13 protein-coding genes are annotated in these 19,882 nt (G+C 53.2%); 6 read left to right on the forward strand and 7 right to left on the reverse strand.

Translation table 11 applies throughout. From position 1 onward, the window contains the following. Positions 1-1,070: 1,070 nt before the first annotated feature. The 6 genes from DL88_RS17335 to DL88_RS17365 all read left to right on the forward strand — a co-directional run bounded on the left by DL88_RS17335 (position 1,071) and on the right by DL88_RS17365 (position 8,237). On the forward strand, positions 1,071-1,523 hold the full coding sequence (locus tag DL88_RS17335) for a glycosyltransferase family protein (RefSeq protein ID WP_034999040.1): 453 nt from the start codon (positions 1,071-1,073) through the stop codon (positions 1,521-1,523). 38 nt (positions 1,524-1,561) lie between these two features. Then, the gene (locus DL88_RS17340; protein ID WP_245270939.1) at positions 1,562-2,065 is read left to right on the forward strand and encodes a glycosyltransferase; all 504 of its coding nucleotides are present in this window, start codon (positions 1,562-1,564) and stop codon (positions 2,063-2,065) included. A 553-nt stretch (positions 2,066-2,618) separates the two neighbouring features. Next, complete coding sequence (locus DL88_RS17350) at positions 2,619-3,773, forward strand: endo-1,4-beta-xylanase (protein WP_169741600.1); 1,155 nt, start codon at positions 2,619-2,621, stop codon at positions 3,771-3,773. Positions 3,774-4,009: 236 nt separating this feature from the next. Then, positions 4,010-4,594 (forward strand): hypothetical protein, encoded by a 585-nt coding sequence (locus DL88_RS17355; RefSeq protein ID WP_034999044.1) that lies wholly within the window; start codon positions 4,010-4,012, stop codon positions 4,592-4,594. A gap of 37 nt (positions 4,595-4,631) precedes the next feature. Next, positions 4,632-6,059, forward strand: a complete 1,428-nt coding sequence (locus DL88_RS17360; protein WP_034999046.1) for an O-antigen ligase family protein — start codon at positions 4,632-4,634, stop codon at positions 6,057-6,059. A 495-nt stretch (positions 6,060-6,554) separates the two neighbouring features. Next, positions 6,555-8,237 (forward strand): GMC oxidoreductase, encoded by a 1,683-nt coding sequence (locus tag DL88_RS17365; RefSeq protein WP_051956132.1) that lies wholly within the window; start codon positions 6,555-6,557, stop codon positions 8,235-8,237. Positions 8,238-8,880: 643 nt separating this feature from the next. Here the strand turns inward: DL88_RS17365 and DL88_RS19615 are convergent. The 7 genes from DL88_RS19615 to DL88_RS17400 form a co-directional block, all read right to left on the reverse strand. Next, positions 8,881-10,008, reverse strand: coding sequence for an acyltransferase family protein (locus DL88_RS19615; RefSeq protein WP_051956133.1), 1,128 nt, complete (start codon positions 10,006-10,008; stop codon positions 8,881-8,883). 60 nt (positions 10,009-10,068) lie between these two features. Beyond that, complete coding sequence (locus DL88_RS17375; protein ID WP_084705262.1) at positions 10,069-11,256, reverse strand: glycosyltransferase; 1,188 nt, start codon at positions 11,254-11,256, stop codon at positions 10,069-10,071. 186 nt (positions 11,257-11,442) lie between these two features. Beyond that, positions 11,443-12,582, reverse strand: a complete 1,140-nt coding sequence (locus DL88_RS17380) for a glycosyltransferase family 4 protein (RefSeq protein WP_169741601.1) — start codon at positions 12,580-12,582, stop codon at positions 11,443-11,445. A 97-nt stretch (positions 12,583-12,679) separates the two neighbouring features. Next, entirely contained in the window at positions 12,680-15,004 is a 2,325-nt protein-coding gene (locus DL88_RS17385) for an AAA family ATPase (protein ID WP_084705263.1), read from the reverse strand. 117 nt (positions 15,005-15,121) lie between these two features. Continuing rightward, positions 15,122-15,562: an acyltransferase gene (locus DL88_RS17390; RefSeq protein ID WP_034999048.1), complete on the reverse strand. Its 441-nt coding sequence runs from the start codon at positions 15,560-15,562 to the stop codon at positions 15,122-15,124. A 411-nt stretch (positions 15,563-15,973) separates the two neighbouring features. Next, on the reverse strand, positions 15,974-17,365 hold the full coding sequence (locus DL88_RS17395; RefSeq protein WP_034999050.1) for an oligosaccharide flippase family protein: 1,392 nt from the start codon (positions 17,363-17,365) through the stop codon (positions 15,974-15,976). A 1,050-nt stretch (positions 17,366-18,415) separates the two neighbouring features. Next, positions 18,416-19,576 (reverse strand): glycosyltransferase family 4 protein, encoded by a 1,161-nt coding sequence (locus DL88_RS17400; protein ID WP_051956135.1) that lies wholly within the window; start codon positions 19,574-19,576, stop codon positions 18,416-18,418. Positions 19,577-19,882: the final 306 nt, after the last annotated feature.

Consider the following 19,882-nt stretch of genomic DNA (forward strand, 5'->3'; position numbering starts at 1 on the left):
AGGACTGTCACCAATATGGCGCCGAAGGCGGTGACGAGAATGAAATCGCGGCCGGGGAAATTCTCGGGCAGAGCAAGCGCCACCGCCAGCGTGACCACGCCGCGCATAGAAGTCCGATTACAGATCGCCGGCAGGGTTGAGCGATCGGCCGTTCAAAGAGCTTAGGGATCGGATTCAATTCTTGCTGCGCTTGCGCTATAATATATAATAGCGTATATAAGAATGTACTCGGTTCATTTGAACCGGTGAGGATTTCCAAACAGGTAAAGATCTGATCAGAATGTCGGCGGGGATGAACGTCGGCATGGATAAGCAAACTATTGTCGATGGACCTGCGATCATGCACGCGCTCGCTCGCTGCGGTTGATCGTGGGATGTGCGCCAGGCCGCAGTGACGCGCTCCTCGGGGCGGCTCTGCATTGGTCCGATGACGCGGTTAGTTGCGATAGGCTGGAGCCTATGCGGTCAGGCTGTCCCTGCCGCCATAGCTCCGAGTTGATCCCGATCGGGAAAGCCTTTGCGCGCCTCAAGGTGATCTTCTTCCAAAACGGCGAGCGTCTCGTATTTGGAGTATGGAACCTTATCCGCAAGCTCTTCCATCTCATCCACTCAACCGAGCGGTTGGGCGACTTTAGTTCTTGGTGACAAAATTATTATTGAACGGGAGGGATCTGCAGGAAATCCTTCTCGCTTCTCGCCGAAATCCGTTGCTTAGAGGATTGGAAAAGTTGCTGATGGAGCGTCTCGGCGTCCCGCGTCTTGCCTCAATCCGCCTCCTGTTACGGAGAGATGCGATAGTTATCATGTTATAACAGGAGCTTATAAAAATATCGATGAAGTGATGCGTCGAAATGTGATCAGGAGATTGTGAACAGCATTCCGCCGGATCTCATTTGGTCCCGACAGGTCGGAGCACAGGAACTCTGACCTTGTTAATTCTAAATATCTAGAGCTTTACGTTAATATAAGTGTGTGTTAATAACAACGAGCCGCTAAATGTGGCAATTGGTAAAGGTTTTTAAAACTGTTCGTTATACAACCGTTATAAATTCGCAACTAACGAGTGTTAAATGTCTAAGAAGGCTAAAGTAATTGCCGTTGCGTCAGCAGGTGGACATTGGACGCAGCTTATGCGACTTACGCCAGCATTCTCTGGCTGTGAAGTGGTATATGTCAGTACGTTAGATCCGGGGGCGGTTATCGGGAATGCCCGTTTTTATATCGTCCCTGATGCGAATAAGAATGAAAAGCTCAATGTGCTCAGGCTCTTTTTCGCGATCCTCAAAATAATCATCAAAGAAAAGCCGGATTTCGTCGTTTCAACAGGCGCGGCTCCTGGTCATATGGCGGTGCGGTTCGGTCATCTTCTGGGTGCCAAAACACTCTGGATCGATAGTATGGCGAACGTCCAGCGATTGTCTCTGTCGGGAAAGCTGTCCTTGCCGTATGCCGATTTGTGCCTGACGCAATGGCCGCATCTCGCCGCGCTTGACGGGCCTCAATTCGCGGGGACTGTGGTATGATTTTCGTTACTGTCGGGGTTCAGCTGCCCTTCGATCGTTTGATCCGTGTCGTCGATGAATGGGCTGAGAAGGCGAACCGTTCCGATGTGGTTGCCCAGGTGGGAGCTTCCACCTATTCTCCGAAACGGCTGACTGTCTATGCGCAACTGGCGATAGATGAGTTCAAGAAATTTGTTGAACAGGCCGAGGTCGTCGTCGCCCATGCCGGAATGGGGTCGATCATTACGGCTCTGGAGCTCGGTAAGCCGATCATTATCATGCCGAGACTGGCGAGCCTTGGTGAGCACCGGAACGATCACCAATTGGCTACTGCCGCGCATATGGCGGCGCAAAAACTCATCAATGTTGCGCACAATCAAGAAGAGCTACTTAGCTTGCTCGATAAGGTCGGGCCCCTGGAAGGGGTGCATCGGGCCAATCCGCATGCAAGCCCGGAGCTGCTCAATACGGTAAAGAGCTTCATCCAGCGCGTTGATCACAGGGAAAGAAGGAAGGCCACCGTCTTCAATAAATTATCCTCTGTCCTGAACAAAATTGCGTGAGATTCTTTCCTTTTGGATTGGTAAAGGAAAGATGGAGCAGGTTCAGGCGGGGACGGTCAAAGTATGTGGCTGCCTAGTTGTTTGACTCTTCATCATGCCATTAAATGATAGCTTCTATGGCGGCAAATCTCCGCGCTGGTGCTAGAGGAGCGGTGTTTGCATCCAAGCTCTGTTTCTGAAGCGTATGAAACCAGGGCGGCTCGCAAAAGAGCGGGAGGCAAAATGGCAAGTCTCCCGAGAAATCTCCCCGGAAATCAGGTGTCCGTCTGTATCGGCTTTCTGTTCTCGATGTATGCTTGACCGGCGCTCGATGAGGCTCCTCGATGAATAAGGTGCGCTCCGAACTGACTTTTGCGTCCGTGCGTATTCTGTCATTAGCATTTGTGCCATCTTTCACAGATAATCTGTTATCTCCCTTTAATTTCAGATGGTAGATGATCATCTTGGTCTTCCGCATACAACCTTCCTCCCGATGACCTGTTCACGTTGAGCGATAATATAGAGTTCCATCAAGCTGAATCCGGTTATCGAAATGTCTGGCCCCAACTCTCGAATGTTTGCTGCTCCAACCGCTCTGTCACGCCGTATGTGGCTCAAGGGTGCGGGAGCGTTGGGCTGCGCGGACCTTTTCCCAAAGCTCGCGAGCGCGACGGAGACCGAAATATTTTCGGAAGGGCTTAAGGATCATGCGGCGCGTAAGGGCTTGATTTATGGCTCTGCTGTTGAAGGGTTGCACCTGCGCACGAATCTCGCTTACCAGGAGACGGTCCTGCGGGAATGTGGCTGGATCGTTCCCACCTATGAAATGAAATGGGGCGTGACAGGGCAGGTACGGGGAAACAGCAATTATGCAAGACCCGATTTTATCGTCGATTTCGCTCTCCGCCATGGTCTGAAGGTGCGCGGCCATACCGCGATTTGGTATCTCAACATTCCCAAATGGTTGGGAGAGGCTCTGCACGAGCCAGAAAAGCCAGATGTTTTCGACACGCATATACAGGAACTTGTGACGCATTATCACAATCGTATCCGCGAATGGGATGTCGTTAACGAAGCGATCGACTTCAAAGACGGTCAGCCGCATGGCCTGAGAAACTCAATTTTTCTGCAAACACTCGGTCCAGATTATATTGCCAGGGCCTATCGTGTTGCCCGTGAAGCTGATCCGGCCGCCATTCTCGTCTATAATGATTTTGGTGTCGAATATCCGGGTGCCAGGCAGGAAGCGCGGCGGCGGGCCATGCTGGAGATTGTACAGAATCTACGGCGCGAAAATCTCATCGACGGCGTCGGTCTGCAATGTCATGTCAACGCGGGCCAGCGGTTCGACGCGGCTGTTTTTCGCAAATTCCTGAAGGAACTTGCGGATCTCGGCGTTTCGATCCTCATTTCGGAATTTGACGTCAACGATACCCAATTGGGGCCGGATATAGAGACGCGCGATCAAGCCGTCGCCACCTATGCGAAGGATTTTCTCGATGTGGCCCTCGACGAGCAGGCGGTGCGCGGTGTGATCAGCTGGGGTATTTCAGACAAATATACTTGGCTCAACGAGCAGCCGTTTGCCCGCAAGGACGGTGCGCCCAGCCGTGCTTTGCCATTTGATGAGGCGATGCGGCGCAAGCCCCTTTGGAACGCGTTGGCGAGTGCATTTGATCATGCCCCCCAGCGTGACCATTCCGATCCTATCATAAGGCCGGTAAAATAGTCTTTGCGGAAAATCAGGTGAATATGACGCAGGGACTAAGATAAGGAAATCGTTGATCGACTTCCATCGCATATTTTCTCTTTGCATCGAGTCAGTATAAGATTCAAAGTTACCAACCACAGTGCAAATTTGGTAATGAAGTCAATCGGAAACCTCCGCATCTTGGCTTGGCATCATGGAGATTGGATAGGGTTATGCGGCCTCTTTCCGGAAGTCAGCGACTTCGGCATCCAATAATGGGCCTGTTGATCGCTGGCTGCTGCTTTCTTTTCACCGGGCCAAATCCTTCTTTTGCCCGTTGCAGTCAACTACCTTTCTCCATAACCGAGCCTGCTGTCACGGGTTTCGTCCTTGCCCCCAAAAATATCCTCCAGACTTATCGGGATGGTGGTCCCGTAATGGATAGCCAAGTTGCGCTGGTTGTTTCTGCAGATACGCAGATCGCCCTCGCGCCCATGATCAAGCTCGCCTCGGCAGCCAGCGAGAGTCAACGGCATTCCATTGGAGTTGGGCTGGCGTCTGCCGCAATTGCCTGTTTGATGAATAATGAGGAAAAGTGGACCCGCCAGATCTCCCAGGCGGTCCAGAGCAGTGGGCAGCGGCAGGTCATCGAGGCTTTCAACGTGGCGCTTGAGGAGAAATTCTCGGCCTTGACCTCTCAGTTTTCTTTCGCTGACGTCCTTGGCACTCCAGCCTCAACGCATTTGCACAATTCTCTTAGCGTGAAATCCGAGGATCCAAATCGGCCAATTAGATCCCTGCCTTCTGCATTCAAGCCCGTGAAGCCTATCATACCTATTCAATCCGCGATACCAAAGTGAGCTTTTAGCATCGATCCATTCGTATTGGATCGGTCTGATGGCGAGGATGCAATCAGATATCCCGATTTATGACAATTATTTTCACGCTTCAGAGGTGCCTGCAGCGGAAAGTCCCATAGCGCAAGGATCAAGGGAGAGGAATGTGCGGGCCGCCTATCTCGACAGGAACACAAATCAGGACATCGGAATTTTGGAAAAGGCGTTGCTCGTCGTTATTCTGATATTCCCGATCATGCAGAATTTCATGGGGCTCGATACATATTTGCGGGCAAGTGAGGCCGCCTTGAATGAGGTCTCCACTGCCCAAAAATACGGTTATGTTGCCAAACTCGGTTACGGATTAATCATCTTCTGGGTTGGCGTCCAAATCCTGCAGCGGCCTCGAATTGTGATTTCAGCGATTAACCAAAATATTTTGGTGCTCTGTTTCCTCGTCTGGATCCTCATCACTTCGCTTTGGGCGCCGCAGCCTCTCAGTGCTTTAAATACCGGTGGACGCTGTGCCCTCCAGTATTTGATAGCACTAATACTAGTTCAGAAACTAACGCCGACAGAACTTCTCAATACTTTGACTTGGGCTGCGGCGGGTACCATTGTCATTACTTTCGCGCTCGTAGCCATTGTCCCGCGGTACGCCTATGATTTCGGGATCTATTCCAATGCGTGGCGTGGCGCCCTGGTGCAAAAGAATTTCTTTGGCGCCCTAATGGCGATTAATTTTATTATTGGCCTGTTTTCTTTATTGTTCAATGCAAACAAACGTCTGCTGTCTCTCTTCGTGATAGCAGGCGCCGCCTTATGCTTGATCATGTCTCGCTCCACAACGATGGTTCTCGCCGTCGTTCTGGCCCTGACGCTGCTCGTGCCACTCGCAATGGCCAACGCGACAACTAATGCGAGAGACAGACTTTTGGGGTTTTACGCGACTGTGGGAGTCGCGTTGATTGGTATAGCTTTATTCAACATCATCGATAATCCGACAGAGCTCGTGGGTAAGAAAGCGGATTTTACGGGACGAGGGGTCATCTGGCCTGTCGTTTGGCATTATATCCAGGAAAACCCTCTGTTCGGTTATGGCCATACATTCTGGATTTTCGACTCGCGTATACGGTCTGAGATCTGGGTACGATGCGGTTGGGTCATCGCACATGCTCACAACACTTATCTCGATTTCTGGTTTCAGCTCGGCTTGATTGGTCTTGTCCTGGGACTGCTGATCTTTGCTAATTGCTTTGTTAATATAGTCAGGATTTTCTTTATACGCATTGATCACATCGCGCTTTTTTATGCCGCACTCTTCGTTCTTATGATGGTAAGAGCTTTTTCCGAAACGATCATCATCTCTCCGGTCTATGAAACGTTCTTCTGGATATCCTTTATTCATGCTGGTCTCCAGAAGGCTAGATCGTATAGCCATGCGTATCCTCAATACACCGATCAATCAAGTCGATTACAAGCTGCGTGATCGTGGGGACGACGACTTGATCTCTGAATGTATCAAATCAGGAACGAGAGGATTGGCGGCTGGAGCAATTGAATCTCTGGCGTTAATCAAGCGGCCGCCATGAGTGGCTTACTTCTTAAAGTCCCAGTTTTTCCGGGGTACTTACTCACAAATAAGTCATCTGCTTCAACTTCTATATGGCCAGACGCCCAAAGAGAAAACGATTAATATAGCTTTTCAAAATATCTTCCTATAACAAGCATAACGGGTATGTTCCGCCAAACTTAGAAGTGCCATGCGTCACATTGTCTTGCCGTCTCGTTCAAGACCACCGTGAGACTATTAATTGCTTCATATAAAAAATTATATGAGCGCTGACACAAGCTTCGTAGTTATGCTTTCTGGTTTTGCGGGATTTTGCATAGCCGTCCGAATAAAGAAAATTGTAACAGGTCCATTCTGGATCGAACTGCAAATTATTATCCACTAGCTATTCAGGTCAATAGGATTACGCTCGTGATTTATGATGGTAGAAGCATCGAACATGACGCAAGTATTATGGCTGATGTTTGTATTGTTGGTGGTGGCCCGGGCGGTTTGACCTTAGCGATGGAGCTGGAAGCAAGTAATCTCAAGACCGTGCTTCTCGAAAGCGGAGGCACAACACCGGATTTCGAAACCCAATCGCTCTACCGAGCCGATAATGTTGGTATTAATTATGTAGCCCTTGAGAAGGCACGGAGCCGCTTCTTGGGGGGGAGCAGTAATTGCTGGGGTGGTTGGTGCAAACCTATGGATGCGCTTGATTTTGAGGCACGCCATTGGATACCGGAAAGTGGTTGGCCATTTGGTTTCGCTGAAATCGAACGTTATTATTCGCGTGCGCATAAATATCTGCAGCTCTATGGATTTGATTACACAGTGGAGGGCTGGGCTGCTGAGCTTAAGCAAAAAGACTTGCGTCCCTTTGCCTGGAAAAACACGACATTTAGAAACCAGTTAGTTCAGTTCAGCCCTCCTGTACGCTATGGCCTTCTTTATTATGACCGGTTGGTCGCATCCAAGACTGCCACTGTGATTACTTGGGCCAATGCAACAGAAATCGAGGTGGATCCCACTTCCTGTGCCGTCACTGGCGTCCAGGTCAAGACGCTCACGAACAACAGCTTTAAAATCAAGGCACGATACGTTGTCCTGGCTGCTGGCGGCATCGAGAACGCGCGTCTTCTCCTTGCTTCGAATCGGGTGCAGGAAAATGGTCTCGGAAATACTTATGATGTGGTTGGTCGTTATTTCATGGACCACCCGCGCGTACGCACTTCAACATTGACACTCAACGATGTGAAACATACTAGGCAGCTTTATGACGTCACGATAGCGCAGACCACGCATCATGAAGTGACGATAGCGCAGACGACGCATCCATCGGGCGTTAACCCAAACAAGATCGCGGCTTATGTAGCTCCGACTGAGCAAAGTCAACGCGAATTTGGGCTCCCCAATTCCAGAACATATGTGCGGGCCCGATATGCGTTCGATTCGTCTGAGTTCTTTAAAGCTCTACAGGCGCGTCGGCTTCACCAGCGCGAAGTCAAACGTTATGCTCAAAAGCCAAATGAAAATGATGGTTTGAGCAGGATAGCCCTGCTGATGAAGCTGTTAAAATCCCCGCTTGGAGCCGTCGGTGCGCTGGATGTCATCATGAATCCTCAGTGGGTATCACGCCGCTTCGATCTTGAAACGGTTATCGAACCTATACCTAATCCCGATAGCCGTGTTTATCTTTCGCCTGAAAAGGACCAGCTTGGGATGCACAGAGCCTGTGTTGACTGGCGGTTGACGGAGCAGGACTATACCAATATCTCCAAGACAGCACAATTATTGCGGGAGGTATTCGTCAAAGACAATGTGGGTCAGTTGGTCGATCCAGATCAACCGATCTGGGATGGAAATCTCTCTGGTTGCCACCACCATATGGGTACAACACGTATTCATAACGATCGCAAAAGAGGTGTTGTGGACGCCAACCTTAAGGTTCACGACATTCCCAACTTATATTGTGTTGGCAGTTCGGTCTTTCCTACGGTTGGCAGTGATTGCCCAACGCTTCCCCTCGTCGCCTTGGCAATCCGACTGGGAGATTGGCTGAAAGCTCAAGATGCGGTCTCCTGCCGGTTAGCGGACTCCGAGATAAGCTAAATCCGGCTGCACGGGCTATCTGTTGGAAGGCGATGGGTCCGAGGAAACCTGGGACAAGTGTCGATGGCCCGGGGCATAGAAGCATTTGATATAATCGAATACGTTGGCCTTTGCATTTGCTCTCGTGCAGCAAAGCTTCTTGCCCATCCGCTCAGTCTTCACGAATGAGATGGGTGTTTCATGCCACTATTTTACCGGTCAATCCCCGGTAAAATAGTGGCAAGCCATTGAATAAGCGTCATGATTCTGATCCGGCAAGTATTGGTGTTTGTCGGAAAAACTTCTTTCCATTCATTCAATGATTTCGGCATTTCTTATTTACGATCGGCCATACCAATCCGGTCGCGCGTCGATCGCAATTATCTAGCAGGCCAAGCTGGTGACACCACCAATGCTTGAATGACTTTCTTAACGGAAGATCAGAGCATTCTTCGACGACGCTGAATCACTTCGTGTTTCTTTACTTTGAAAATGCTCCGGATTTTTGTGTGACGTGTTTCTGGATATATTCGAAACGCTGTCAATACGATCGCTTTATACTGAGTATCGTGAGAGATGGTTCTTGGTGACATCATGGAAAAGGGTCTTGCTTCATCACGAGATTTTTCGAGTGTCCGACATCATTCTCGTTTTTCTCCTCCTCTTAGGGTGAGCCCGCTTCGGAGGGGGTTGGGCTAGTCGCTCGGAACGGTAATCGCGGCGTCCTGAGCCAACGGCTCAAAGGCTTTTCCACACAAAGGTGATAACCGATGCCTGCACTCAAGCCAGCTGTGGCCAAGATGAGAATGAAGAGGGAGAGGGAAGACGTCTTCGGGAAAAGTCGCGTTAAAATATGGATTGTCGCGGACAGAGCGACACCATGGATCAGATAGATCGAATAGGACGCCGATCCAAACAACATCAAAGGCTTGGGAATGCGTAAGCCATATTGACGTTCCCATTGTACCGCGCCGATGATTGCTACTGTAGCTGAGCCTCCGAAGGCGAGCCGTGCAAGGATCGAGACGTCCTGGATGTTGCGGGCGAAGAACATAAAAGCCAGGAAGGTGAGGCACCCTGCAATCGTCAGAAACCGTGGCATGGGCACCGATCGCTGGCGCAGGATCAAGGCTGCACCGACTCCAAAAAGGAATTCCAGATTGAAGGCGCTGAGGAGAATTGACAGGGGAAAGTCGAGAGGGGTGAAGAACTGAGCGGTGATGATCAGAACGGCCCAAACAGGCAGCAGCAAGGCGGCGCGGCGCCCCCAGAGGATCAAGAAACCGAACAGTCCATAGAACAGCATCTCATGGACGAGGGTCCAAGCGACACCAAGGATTGGCTGCTCCGGATAAGGGAGCAGGAATGTGGAGAAGAAAACATTGGCGAGATCATGCTGCTGTGCTTTGCCTGCTCCTGGGTTCAGGAGATAAAGCACTGCCAGCGGCAGCATTATGCCCCAATAGGGTGGATAGATCCGCAAGAAACGGCGCAAGGCGTAATGGCCAAGCCGTTCCGGCTGCCCTATGTCGCGCGAATGCACCCAGGCGATGATGAAGCCGCTAAGCACGAAGAAGAAATCGATACCGACGTTGAAATTCTTCAAGTGGCCACCCCAGGGGACGGCATTGTAGAAACGCGGCTCGGCAATAATATTGCCGGTATGATGCAGGACGACGAGGAGGGCTGCAATGCCGCGGCCCACTTCAAGAGCCTCGAACTTGACGCGGCCCGTGAGTGGCACAGTGGGCGTGGGAGGGGGCGGCAATTGGTGCATGACCTCGGAGCTCATGATCTCGGCATCCTTTCACGGGGCCGGAAAGCTTCTGCCGTGTGGGAAAACGGCGGAAATTTAACGGGGGAGTGGCGTTTCAAATGCGGCAATCTGTTGGTCCGCTGAGCGCTTCCGCGCCGGCAGGATTTGATTGAAGAGTGCAAGATAGTTCTGCGCGCAGCGCTCTATGGAGAACAGGCGCCCGCGCATGCTGTTGCCCTCTCGGTCTGGTGACTGTTCCTCGAGAGTTGCCACAATAGCTGTGGCGAGGCTCTCTGGATCGCCGACGGGGACGAGCCGGCCATAGCGGCCGTGGTCGAGCACCTCGGAGGGCCCATGAGGGCAGTCGGTGCTGACCACCGATGTGCCGCAGGCGAGTGCTTCTGCCAGGACGAGACCGAAACCTTCGAAGCGCGAGGACAGGACGACCGCATCGGCCCGGGCCATTGCCGGCAAGGGATTTTGCACGAAGCCTGGCATCAGAAGCCGCTCGGCGACACCGAGTTGCCGCGCGAGAGCCTCGATCTCTCCCCGAAGGGGGCCTTCGCCGAGCAGAACGAGCCAAGCTGCTTTCTGCTGCGGGATCCGCGCGAAAGCACGCAAGAGAGTGGCATGGTCCTTCTGAGGGACGAAACGGCCGACGGCGAGGAGGACTGTCCCTTTCTCGGGCCAGAAGGGTGGCAGCGGCTCGCTTAGCGCCATATCGAAATCAGCGCGGATCGCTCCATTATAGATCACATTAATGCGCTCGCCCGGAATATTCGCGCAACGTGCCATATCATCGGCAACGCCCTGCGATACGGCGACAAGGGCGTCGGCGCGCGCGGCGATCAACTGGTAGAGCTTCGGCAGTACCCGAAACTTCAAGGCCTTGCGAGCAGCCTGCGAAGAAAGATTGTTGTGCTGTGTGACCACCAGCCGTGTGGGTGAGCGCGTGAGCATGCGCGCCAGGACCGCCATGATGTTCATATGTTCCATGGCGGAAAGGAAGAGATCCACACGGTTGTAATGCAGAAAGCGCATCAATCGGGGCAGGGCTTCGATCTGCCGGCGCGCATTGAGGGCGATAACATCAATGCCTGCAGGCACAGCGCCGAGCAACTCTCCCTCCTTGCGGTCCAGGAGGAAGGTGACGTGCAAGCCCGCCGCCTGAAACAGGGGAGCGAGCCCGAGATAGAGTCTTTCCGTGCCGCCACCGCTGAGATCGGGCAAATAGATGACGAGCGATTTCGGAAGGGGAGAGGAGCATGCCGCGGATTCGTTCATCGATCGACGATCCTGCTAAAGCGGGGCAAAGGGAGGGATGTCATTGGAAGCAACCATCCTTATCCAGGTCATTCTCGCCGACGCTAAGCAAACTTTTCGAAGTTTGCTTATACCTAAAAATCTAAGCAACATTGATTTTGCTGTAAAAAAGCAAAATCAATCGTGGCTTTAGCCGCGCAACGCTGCTTAGGCAATCTTCGCTCGTGTGGTGTCCCGGCGCTCGTTCGTCAGTGTCTCGTAAAGAGCGGAGAGGCGCGGCAAGACCACGTCCTTGCTGTAACCTTCCACCACGCGGCGACGGCCTGCTTCTCCCATTTGCCGGCGCCGCTCGGGGTCCCTGGCAAGCTCAAGCAGTGCAGCGGCCAGTCCTTCTTTGTCCCCTGCCTGGACAAGACGGCCATGCACCCCGTCCTCGACCAGTTCCGGAAGGCCACCGACATTGCTGGTCACCACGGCAATGCCATAGGCCATTGCTTCGAGGACGCTCATTGGCAGCCCCTCGTTGTAGGAGGGAAGCACATAGATATCGGCGCGATCGAGCAGTTCAGCTTTCTCGGCTGGTCCCACCCAGCCTTTGAACTCCACCGCATCATCAAGACCAAGCGCCTGCACACATTCCTTAGCTTTTTCCTCCTCGCCATTACCTCCGACGAGAAGAACGATATCCGGATAGGATTGCCGGACGAAAGCCAGCGCTTCGAGCAGGTCGTAAAGACCTTTGCGTGCGCCGATGAGACCGAGAAACACCAGAGTCAGTGGGGAGCCCGTCCCGCGGGCGGGTTGTGCCGGCACGGTGACGTAATTCGGAACGGTCAGGGGGTCGGCTGCAGGCGCGATTGTCTGAACGAAGGTGCGCCAGCTTTCCGAGAGGACGACGACCCGTGCCGCCCGCGTCAGTTGATCGGCGATCTTCTTTTGTCCCCAAGGTTTTTGTTCGTCATAAAACGACTTCATCTCGGAGCCATGCAGGTGGAAAATGACCGGCACGCCGCGCATACGGGCAAGACTCGCGAGGATCGACTTGCGCCAGAAACTGCCACGCATCGCCGAATGGAGGTGAACAAGATCGACACGATGTAGAGTGAGGAGACGGATGAAAGATAAAAGGGCGCCTACGAAGATCACCTGGCGGTGGAGGAAATTGCCTTCGGCATAGGATGCGACCAGCTGGACGTCTTCTGCTTCGATGAAACCGTCAGCCTTGTAGCCTTCGACGACGCTCCGCATTCCGCCCCGCGCGGTCGGCCATACCATGATCTTCATATAATGCCCTTCACAGCTTTGATCTTCGTCGCCATCGATACGCAAACTTTCAGGCACATACATACATCTACCCTCCTGATGCATGTATTCGTCATGGCCGGAATCCTTTTTGATGCAACATAGCGTTGGAAAAGGACTGAACTTTCTCTCGCACGACGTTTTACGAATTGCGGGAGCGAATAGGGAAACGCCAACCCGGTTGTGACGGGAGCCCGGTTGTTCCGTTACCTTGCCCGCCGTCCGAAGCTGTGTAATAGATTTCGTAATGACGGCCCTTGTAGCTCTCTATACGCTTCAGTGCTGCCGAATGTGCATTGTTCAGCACCACGCCGAGCGTTCGGTCACGAACCAATTCATTGGCGTTCAGGGCTTCCAAAACGGCATCTTGAGAGGTCTTGCCCCACTCGACGACCAGAACGAAACCGTCGATGAGATGAGCGACGGCGCGCACGTCGACCACAGACAGGACAGGCGGAAGGTCGAGCAGAACGTAATCATACTGCCTGCGTGCCCATGCAAGAAGATTGGCCATTGCCATCGATGAGATGAGCTCGGCCGTATGCGATATCCGATTGGGAACGACGGCAGGCAGGAAATGCAGGCCTGTCAGTGGGTCCGTCCAGACGACTTCTTCTTCCTTACGCGTTCCTGCCAGCACTTCGAGGAGCCCTTCCGGGGCTTCCGGACAGAGTTGCGCGCTCAGGCTTGGATGCCGCAGGTCCCCATCGATCAGCAATACCCGCTGCCCGCTGCTGGCGATCAATTCCGCGAGATTGGAAATAGTCGTCGATTTCCCTTCCTTGGGTACTGCGGACAAGGCGCCGATCACCGATCTTTGGCCATGTGCGAGAGCATTCACGTCGATCGCGACCTTTACGCTCCGAAGCGTTTCCGCATAGCGGGAAAAGGGGGCCTGAATGACCTGATGAGTCAGCCCCAGATCGGTTGGCAGCTGATATCCATTGGCAGCCGCAAAACGGACCGGCTTGGCTTGTGGATTCTCTATAGGGTAAACTTTTGGAAGGATGCCGAGGCACTCAAGACCGGTTGCTTTCTCGACCTGATCGATGGAGCGGAAGACATTGTCCAGATACTCACGCAGATAGCCCGCTCCAAACCCCAGAATAAGACCCATGAGAATGCCGCCTCCAAAGAAGACGAGAGGTTTGGGACGGCTTTTCTGCAAGGGCTCAGATGCCACGGTAATCACGCGGGCGTCGGTAATGGGGAAACTCTGCTGCTGGGTTGCCTCGGTGAAACGTTGCAGGAAATTATCGTAGAGATTGCGATAGGTTTGCGCATTGCTTTCGAGATCACGCAATTTGACCTGCTGCTGCGCGGTGGCGCCGGCCTGATCGATCAACTCCGCAAGACTCTGCTGCAAAGACGCTTCACGCGCTTGGGCGATCTCGTAATCGCTCTTATAGGTTTCAGCGATGCGCTGGAGTTCGTCGGAAATTGACCCCTTGATCTCGCGCATCTGGTTACGCAGGTTGACGACCGCCGCGTGCTTGGCGCCATAATGCTCTGCCCAGTCGCGTGCTTTTGTGGCGAGATCCAGATATTGCGAACGCAGGCGATTGATTACATCGTTACGCAAGGCGTCTCCGACTGTTGCTTCAGGCGAATCCCCATTGGCGATGCTTTTGATACGATCAAGACGCGCCTTCGCATCGGCGGTAACGGCGCGGGCCGTGATCAGCTGGCTGTTCACGTCAGCGAGCTGCTGATCGTTCATCAGGCCACGGTTTGTATTGACGATATTATTCGTGGACTTGAAGGTCTGAACCTCGCGGTCGGCTTGCGTCGCTTGTTCACGGAGTTCATTGATGCGGTTCTGGAGCCATTTGCTGGCGCGCATCGTCGCCTGATATTTGGCATCCAGCTCACCGACCATATACGCATCCGTGATACCATTCGCGATCTTCGCGGAAAGCGAAGGGCTGAGGGTCGTCACAGCGATCTTGATGGCGTAGGACGTGCCCTCGCGCCTCACATCGAGATTCCTGCCGAAGATATCGACCGCCTGACGCTCCAGTTCCTTGGCCGATTTCTCTTGCGAACTTGGCATGATGAAATTGATCAATTTTCGAATAAGGCTCGGACTATCCATGAAGACGGGGTTTGAGACCAGCTTCAAATCATTGATGACCGAGAGGGCAACGCTTTCCGATTGCAGGATTTCGACCTGACTGTCGACGAGCCCGGGGTCGAGCATTTGCGGCATTGGCGTCGTGTTGTTGCCCTGCGCGAACTGGTTTTGATGCGTGTCGATCATCACCAGCGCAGTTGCCGTATATTTCGATGGCGACAACCAATAGGCAAGCGCGGCGAGACCTATACAAACAAGAAGGACCGAGATTATCAGTGGCCATTGCCGCCGGATTGTCCGAAAAATTGATGTAAAGTCAAAATTCGCTATATGAAATGACTCAACTTCGGAGCGGTCTGACGTAAAAACGGGCCCTGCCTTTGTCTTAAGCATCAATATTCATCCTTGGTATATTTCTACCGAATAACCAGTGAACCGCCCAACCACGGATGCAGAAATTTTAGAATAATTTGTGACCATATGGTTGTGAATCATTTCATGGACATAATTTTAATTTGTTTGCCCTTCGGTATTGATTATGCGGCCATATAATTCAGTTTCTATTCCAGATTTGATAACTTTCGCAGGGTTTCCGGCGACAATACAGGCGGGAGGGACGTCGCGGGTAACAACTGCTCCGGCGCCCACTATAGAGCCATCATGGACGGTGACGCCCGGAAGAATTATGCTTCTCGCGCCGATAAAACAGTTGCGCCCAATACGGGTATGTTTACGAAGGCCTCTGGTGCGATCGTGGGCAAGGATAGTGGCTCCAAAGGCCAAATATGAATACGGCCCTATATGTATGCCCTTCGGGTTTGTTATATCGAGATGGGTTTTCAGCGAGAATGTGCAGGTCGGATGTAAATCCATCTTCCACACATGCACGTAATATAATTTCTTTATCCCAACCAAGCAAGTTCTAAGCCATAGAAAGCTGTTTAGTGTCATAGAGGATTCCTCTCCTTATGCTGAATTGACAAGAATTTAGCAGACTTTTTTGAAAGTTAAATATAGGGAGATTTCCGATCGGGAAAAATCAACATGATCTTCTTTTCCACCTGGATCTTATTCCCTGGGTTGGTGAGAGGAATGATAACGTGTCTTTAATAATCTCGCTGTCTTCTTGATTTTCATCGGAAGATCGTGGGCGTGATCATGGTGGGCGTAACATGCATCCTATGGCGGAGCGATTTGGTGTCGGCTCCTCTGATTCATGCATGTGGTGTGGTATCAAACCCCTCGGCATTCGAATTGAGGTCCTGACACGCCCATATTGGCGGGTCTGCATGAACCGGATGCGGGCAGGCAACGGCGTCGCGCATGTTGCCTGCAAATTTTCAAAAGCGATGGCTTCATGGATTATGTTTCCTGGACGGGGAGAAAGCGCCCCCGCAAGCCAGAAAAATATCCTTTGAGCACGGCGAGGGATGGCGGGGCGAGCAATGCCAGGAAAGGCACTCCGATGGCCCAAAGACCAAGCTCCTGCCAGAACAAGCCGATTGCAGTCCCGCTCCACCATAAAATCGCCAACTCGTAGTTCGGCGCGCCTACCATCTCTATGACGAAGTAATGTGCGAGCAGATAGGCTGGCAGGGCCACGAGTTCAGCATAGCCATAGCCCTTGATGCCGAACAGGGGTACGGCGATCGCTGCGGCGCCAGCGAACAGGACAATATGCAGGATATGAAAGAGTGCGAGCCTTCCATTACGGCGCAACACGGACAGCGTAGCCGAATGCATGTTGAACGGCGCGTTGGTGAGATAAGAAAGTGCGACGAAAGGATAGAGCTCGAGGATTGGCAGCCAGCGGGCGCCAAACACAAGCGGTATGATCCATTGGCCGAACCATGAGAAGCCCAGCATTAGGGTGCCGATGGCGAGGATCTGGATCTGCATGCCTTCGGTGATGGCTTTGCAAATCCGGGCACGATCGTCCTGGAACTTCGCGAGAACGGCTACTGACAAGCGCCAGGTGATGGTTTTGATGACGCCGAGCATTTCCATGATACCGACGGTCATTCCCACTATGCCGACTGCATAGGCGCCAAGAGCCGGCCCGACGACTAAGGGGTTGACCAGCATGCGCGCTTGCCAGATCCAGTTGGCAGCTGAGAAGGCGATCGAATAGCTGAGCATGTCGCCAGCGACTGAGCGGTCAAACCGGAATTTCGGCCAGCGGTGTCCCAGGAGATGGGCAAGCAGCGCCGAAACGACTTGCTGTACGATCCACGAAAAAGCAAGACCGATGGGGCCGGCGCCGCCGAGGACCAATGCCACGGCGACAACATAATAAGCCACTTGGCCGATGACCTCGATGAACGCCACGGCGCGGTAGTTTAGTGCCCGTTCAAGCTGTGCCGTCACGGGAATAGCGAGTAATTGGAAGGGAATAGCAAGGATCAGTACCTGCATCACCTCTGTAAAGCCCGCGACGTTCATGTAGTGCGACAGCGGAGTGAGCAGTAACTCGATGCCGACGACGAGCAGAACAGCCATGGCCGCCAACAACGTATAGGCGGTGCCGATATGCCCTTCGGTAAGGGCCCCCTCGTGACGCAGTAAGAAAATGCCAAGGCCTGCCTGACCCAGGGCCAGGACATAGGAATAAACGCCGAAGGCCGCTGTGTAAGCGCCATATAATTCTGGTCCCAAGACACGGCTGATGAGCAGCACGCCGATCATTTTGAGGCCGATGGAAATAATCTGCCGCCCATATAACAGCATGCCGCCTTTCATGATGTCGGCACGCATGCCCTCGGGCTTCTGAGCGTTCGTAGACGGAGAGGCTGCGTTTTGGTCTGCCTCCTGTCTTTGTCCGGCTATCGTTCCCTGTTCATTCCCCATCCGCCCGAAACCTCCAGATCAAGACATATTCCAGCGGCTCATCCACCACTACAGCGTCTGCTAGTCTCACTTTTTAAAGAGGTGACGTATAATCTCAATCACCGGCTGCTTCATTCCTGTGTCGCACGGTTTGGCAATGGCCTTGAGGCTGGGGCCGAAAGAACCGCGCGATCGTCGTTGAGCAGCGCAAGGAGGGCCGCCCCTGGCATAAGATGCCACCGAGTTCAATCGGATACCGAATCCTGGCTTGCTCTCGCGCATTATGATCGCGATCGCTGACTGTAGTGTGCCTCCAGCTTTTCTCGGCTTGGAAGGAAACTTCCGAGTGGGACGGGGCTCTGCCGGGTTTGTGGGGTGGCATGGGCTTTCAGAAGTGGCGGCATTGGTGCGCGAGGTGACCAAGGTTCCCGGGTTTGGGCCTTGGGTAACCATATCGACGAGATGCTTCCCCTGTCCTGACGGTAATCCTCCGCATAGACCATCGCTCCTACTCGGCACAATGACACCGACCGACCAAAACAACGCTATAAAACCGTAGAACTGTAATTCTATTATTTTATAGCTCTATAATATATAGCTTAACAATACAATGCGTGTGATTCTTACGAATAACGAGCCGCGCTGGCGGCCTATAATTTTAAGGCACCTATGGCCAATCCTTCGATGGCTGATCCTTGAGGACTTCCAATTGCTGTCAATGTGATTCGGTCGTGGCGAACGAAGAGGTTCAGGTATTATAATGCCTGTTTCCCGTATGGTTTGCTGGAAGGGGTGAGCGGATCGGAATTGAAGGTTTCTGATTCATTTGCCGGGATTTTTCAGGTGTATTCACCTGGCGTGAAGCTTCTTGACGTCCTAAAGCATCGGTCATCATTGTATGCATCGATAAAATCAGGCGAGGATCACGCCATCGTTCATGATCCTCGCAATGATACCGTTTGATGACGGTTTTCTTGCTTATCTCCTGTTTTTACTCCGCATACGCCAAGCCTGCGTAACCTCATCATAGAATGAGTCGAGCGTGCCGGCGACGGATGGAACGCGCGTGCCGGTTTCGTCTACGAAATCTGACAAGGGAAAAAGGCGGCGGACGCGCTTGCCGGCGGCTTCCGCCAGTTCCCTGCGCCAGCCTTCATTGGCGGCGAGCTTTTCCAGCATGGCTGTGATGGCTGGGCCTGACACTTCGTCGATATAGGCGGCGCAATCGCCACTGATCTCGCGCAGTCCGCCGGTGCCTGAGGAGAGCAAGGCGGCGCCGCCGGCATGGGCTTCGAGCGCGGTGCGGCCAAACGGTTCACGCCAGGTCGAGGCGACAATGGCAATCGCCGCTGTCTCCGTCATTTCCTTCACTTCCTTGAACGGGATGCTCCAGAGAATCTGTGCCTGCGCCTTGACCGGCGCCAGTTTCGCGATAATGGCATCGCGATAGGCTGGGTTGCGGTCCGGTTCCGAAAGAAGGAAGATGGCCGACCAGTCGGAATGGGTGCTCAAAAAGGCTGCCGTGCCTTCGGCCGCTTCCAGAAGCCCTTTTTCAGGTTGGGTGCGGCCAGCCGCGATGATGAGTTTCTGGCGCTCGACGGCAGGAGACCATTGCGAGAAGTCGAAGCCATTATGGACAATGGTGCGGGGAACCTTGATCTCTGGCCAGTTCTCCTCGAAATCCCGCAGGGTCGCCCGACTGATAAAGGTGATGCCGCCAAGGCGCGACAGCCGGCGTTGCATCTGCCGGTTCCAGGCCATGCCGGCACGGCCCTCGCGCCGCCCTTCGACAAAATTATGCGTCTGAAGGACGACAGGAAGGGACGGGTTGAAGGCGGCGTAACGCGCGGCCGTCGCGATATGCTGCTGGGCCACAATGATATCGCCGCCTGAAGCCGCCGCGGCCTTGCGGATTTCCCAGGCCGCGCGCCAACTCGACAGATATCTGGCAGGCGTCAGGCGCAGAAATTGTGTTTCGAAGAGGGGTGGCCCTTCGGCTTTTTCGGCGACGATGGTTGTCGTATCGCAATAACGGCTGCCCATCACCCAGTCAGCGACGCAGAGTTCGACGGAGGTGGAAGCGGCTATGCCAAAATCCATGCGGCGTGGCAAAACTTGGAAGATTTTCAAGGTCGTCATTGCCTCTATCGGAAAAGAGCGCAGCCGGAGAAGTGTATTCTGGAAGGGAGACGCAATGCTTGGCAAGGCGGCCTCGCAATCGTTAGTTTGTGCTATAGTATACGAGCGATCTATGCCAGCCGGTATCTGCCGGCTTTGCGATGGAATGGGGTGGTGTCCGTCCCGCGGGTCCCTCCGTCTACGCTACACCTCCGCCAGATACCCCAACACGTTCATTTCCTCGAGATCCAATTCTCTCTCCAATGTATGCAGGGTTTCATCCCTGATCGCGCCTTCGCTGTGCAGCCGTAACAGTTCCGTGCGGCC

This window comes from Beijerinckia mobilis (assembly GCF_000745425.1).
In the GTDB taxonomy this organism is placed as follows: domain Bacteria; phylum Pseudomonadota; class Alphaproteobacteria; order Rhizobiales; family Beijerinckiaceae; genus Beijerinckia; species Beijerinckia mobilis.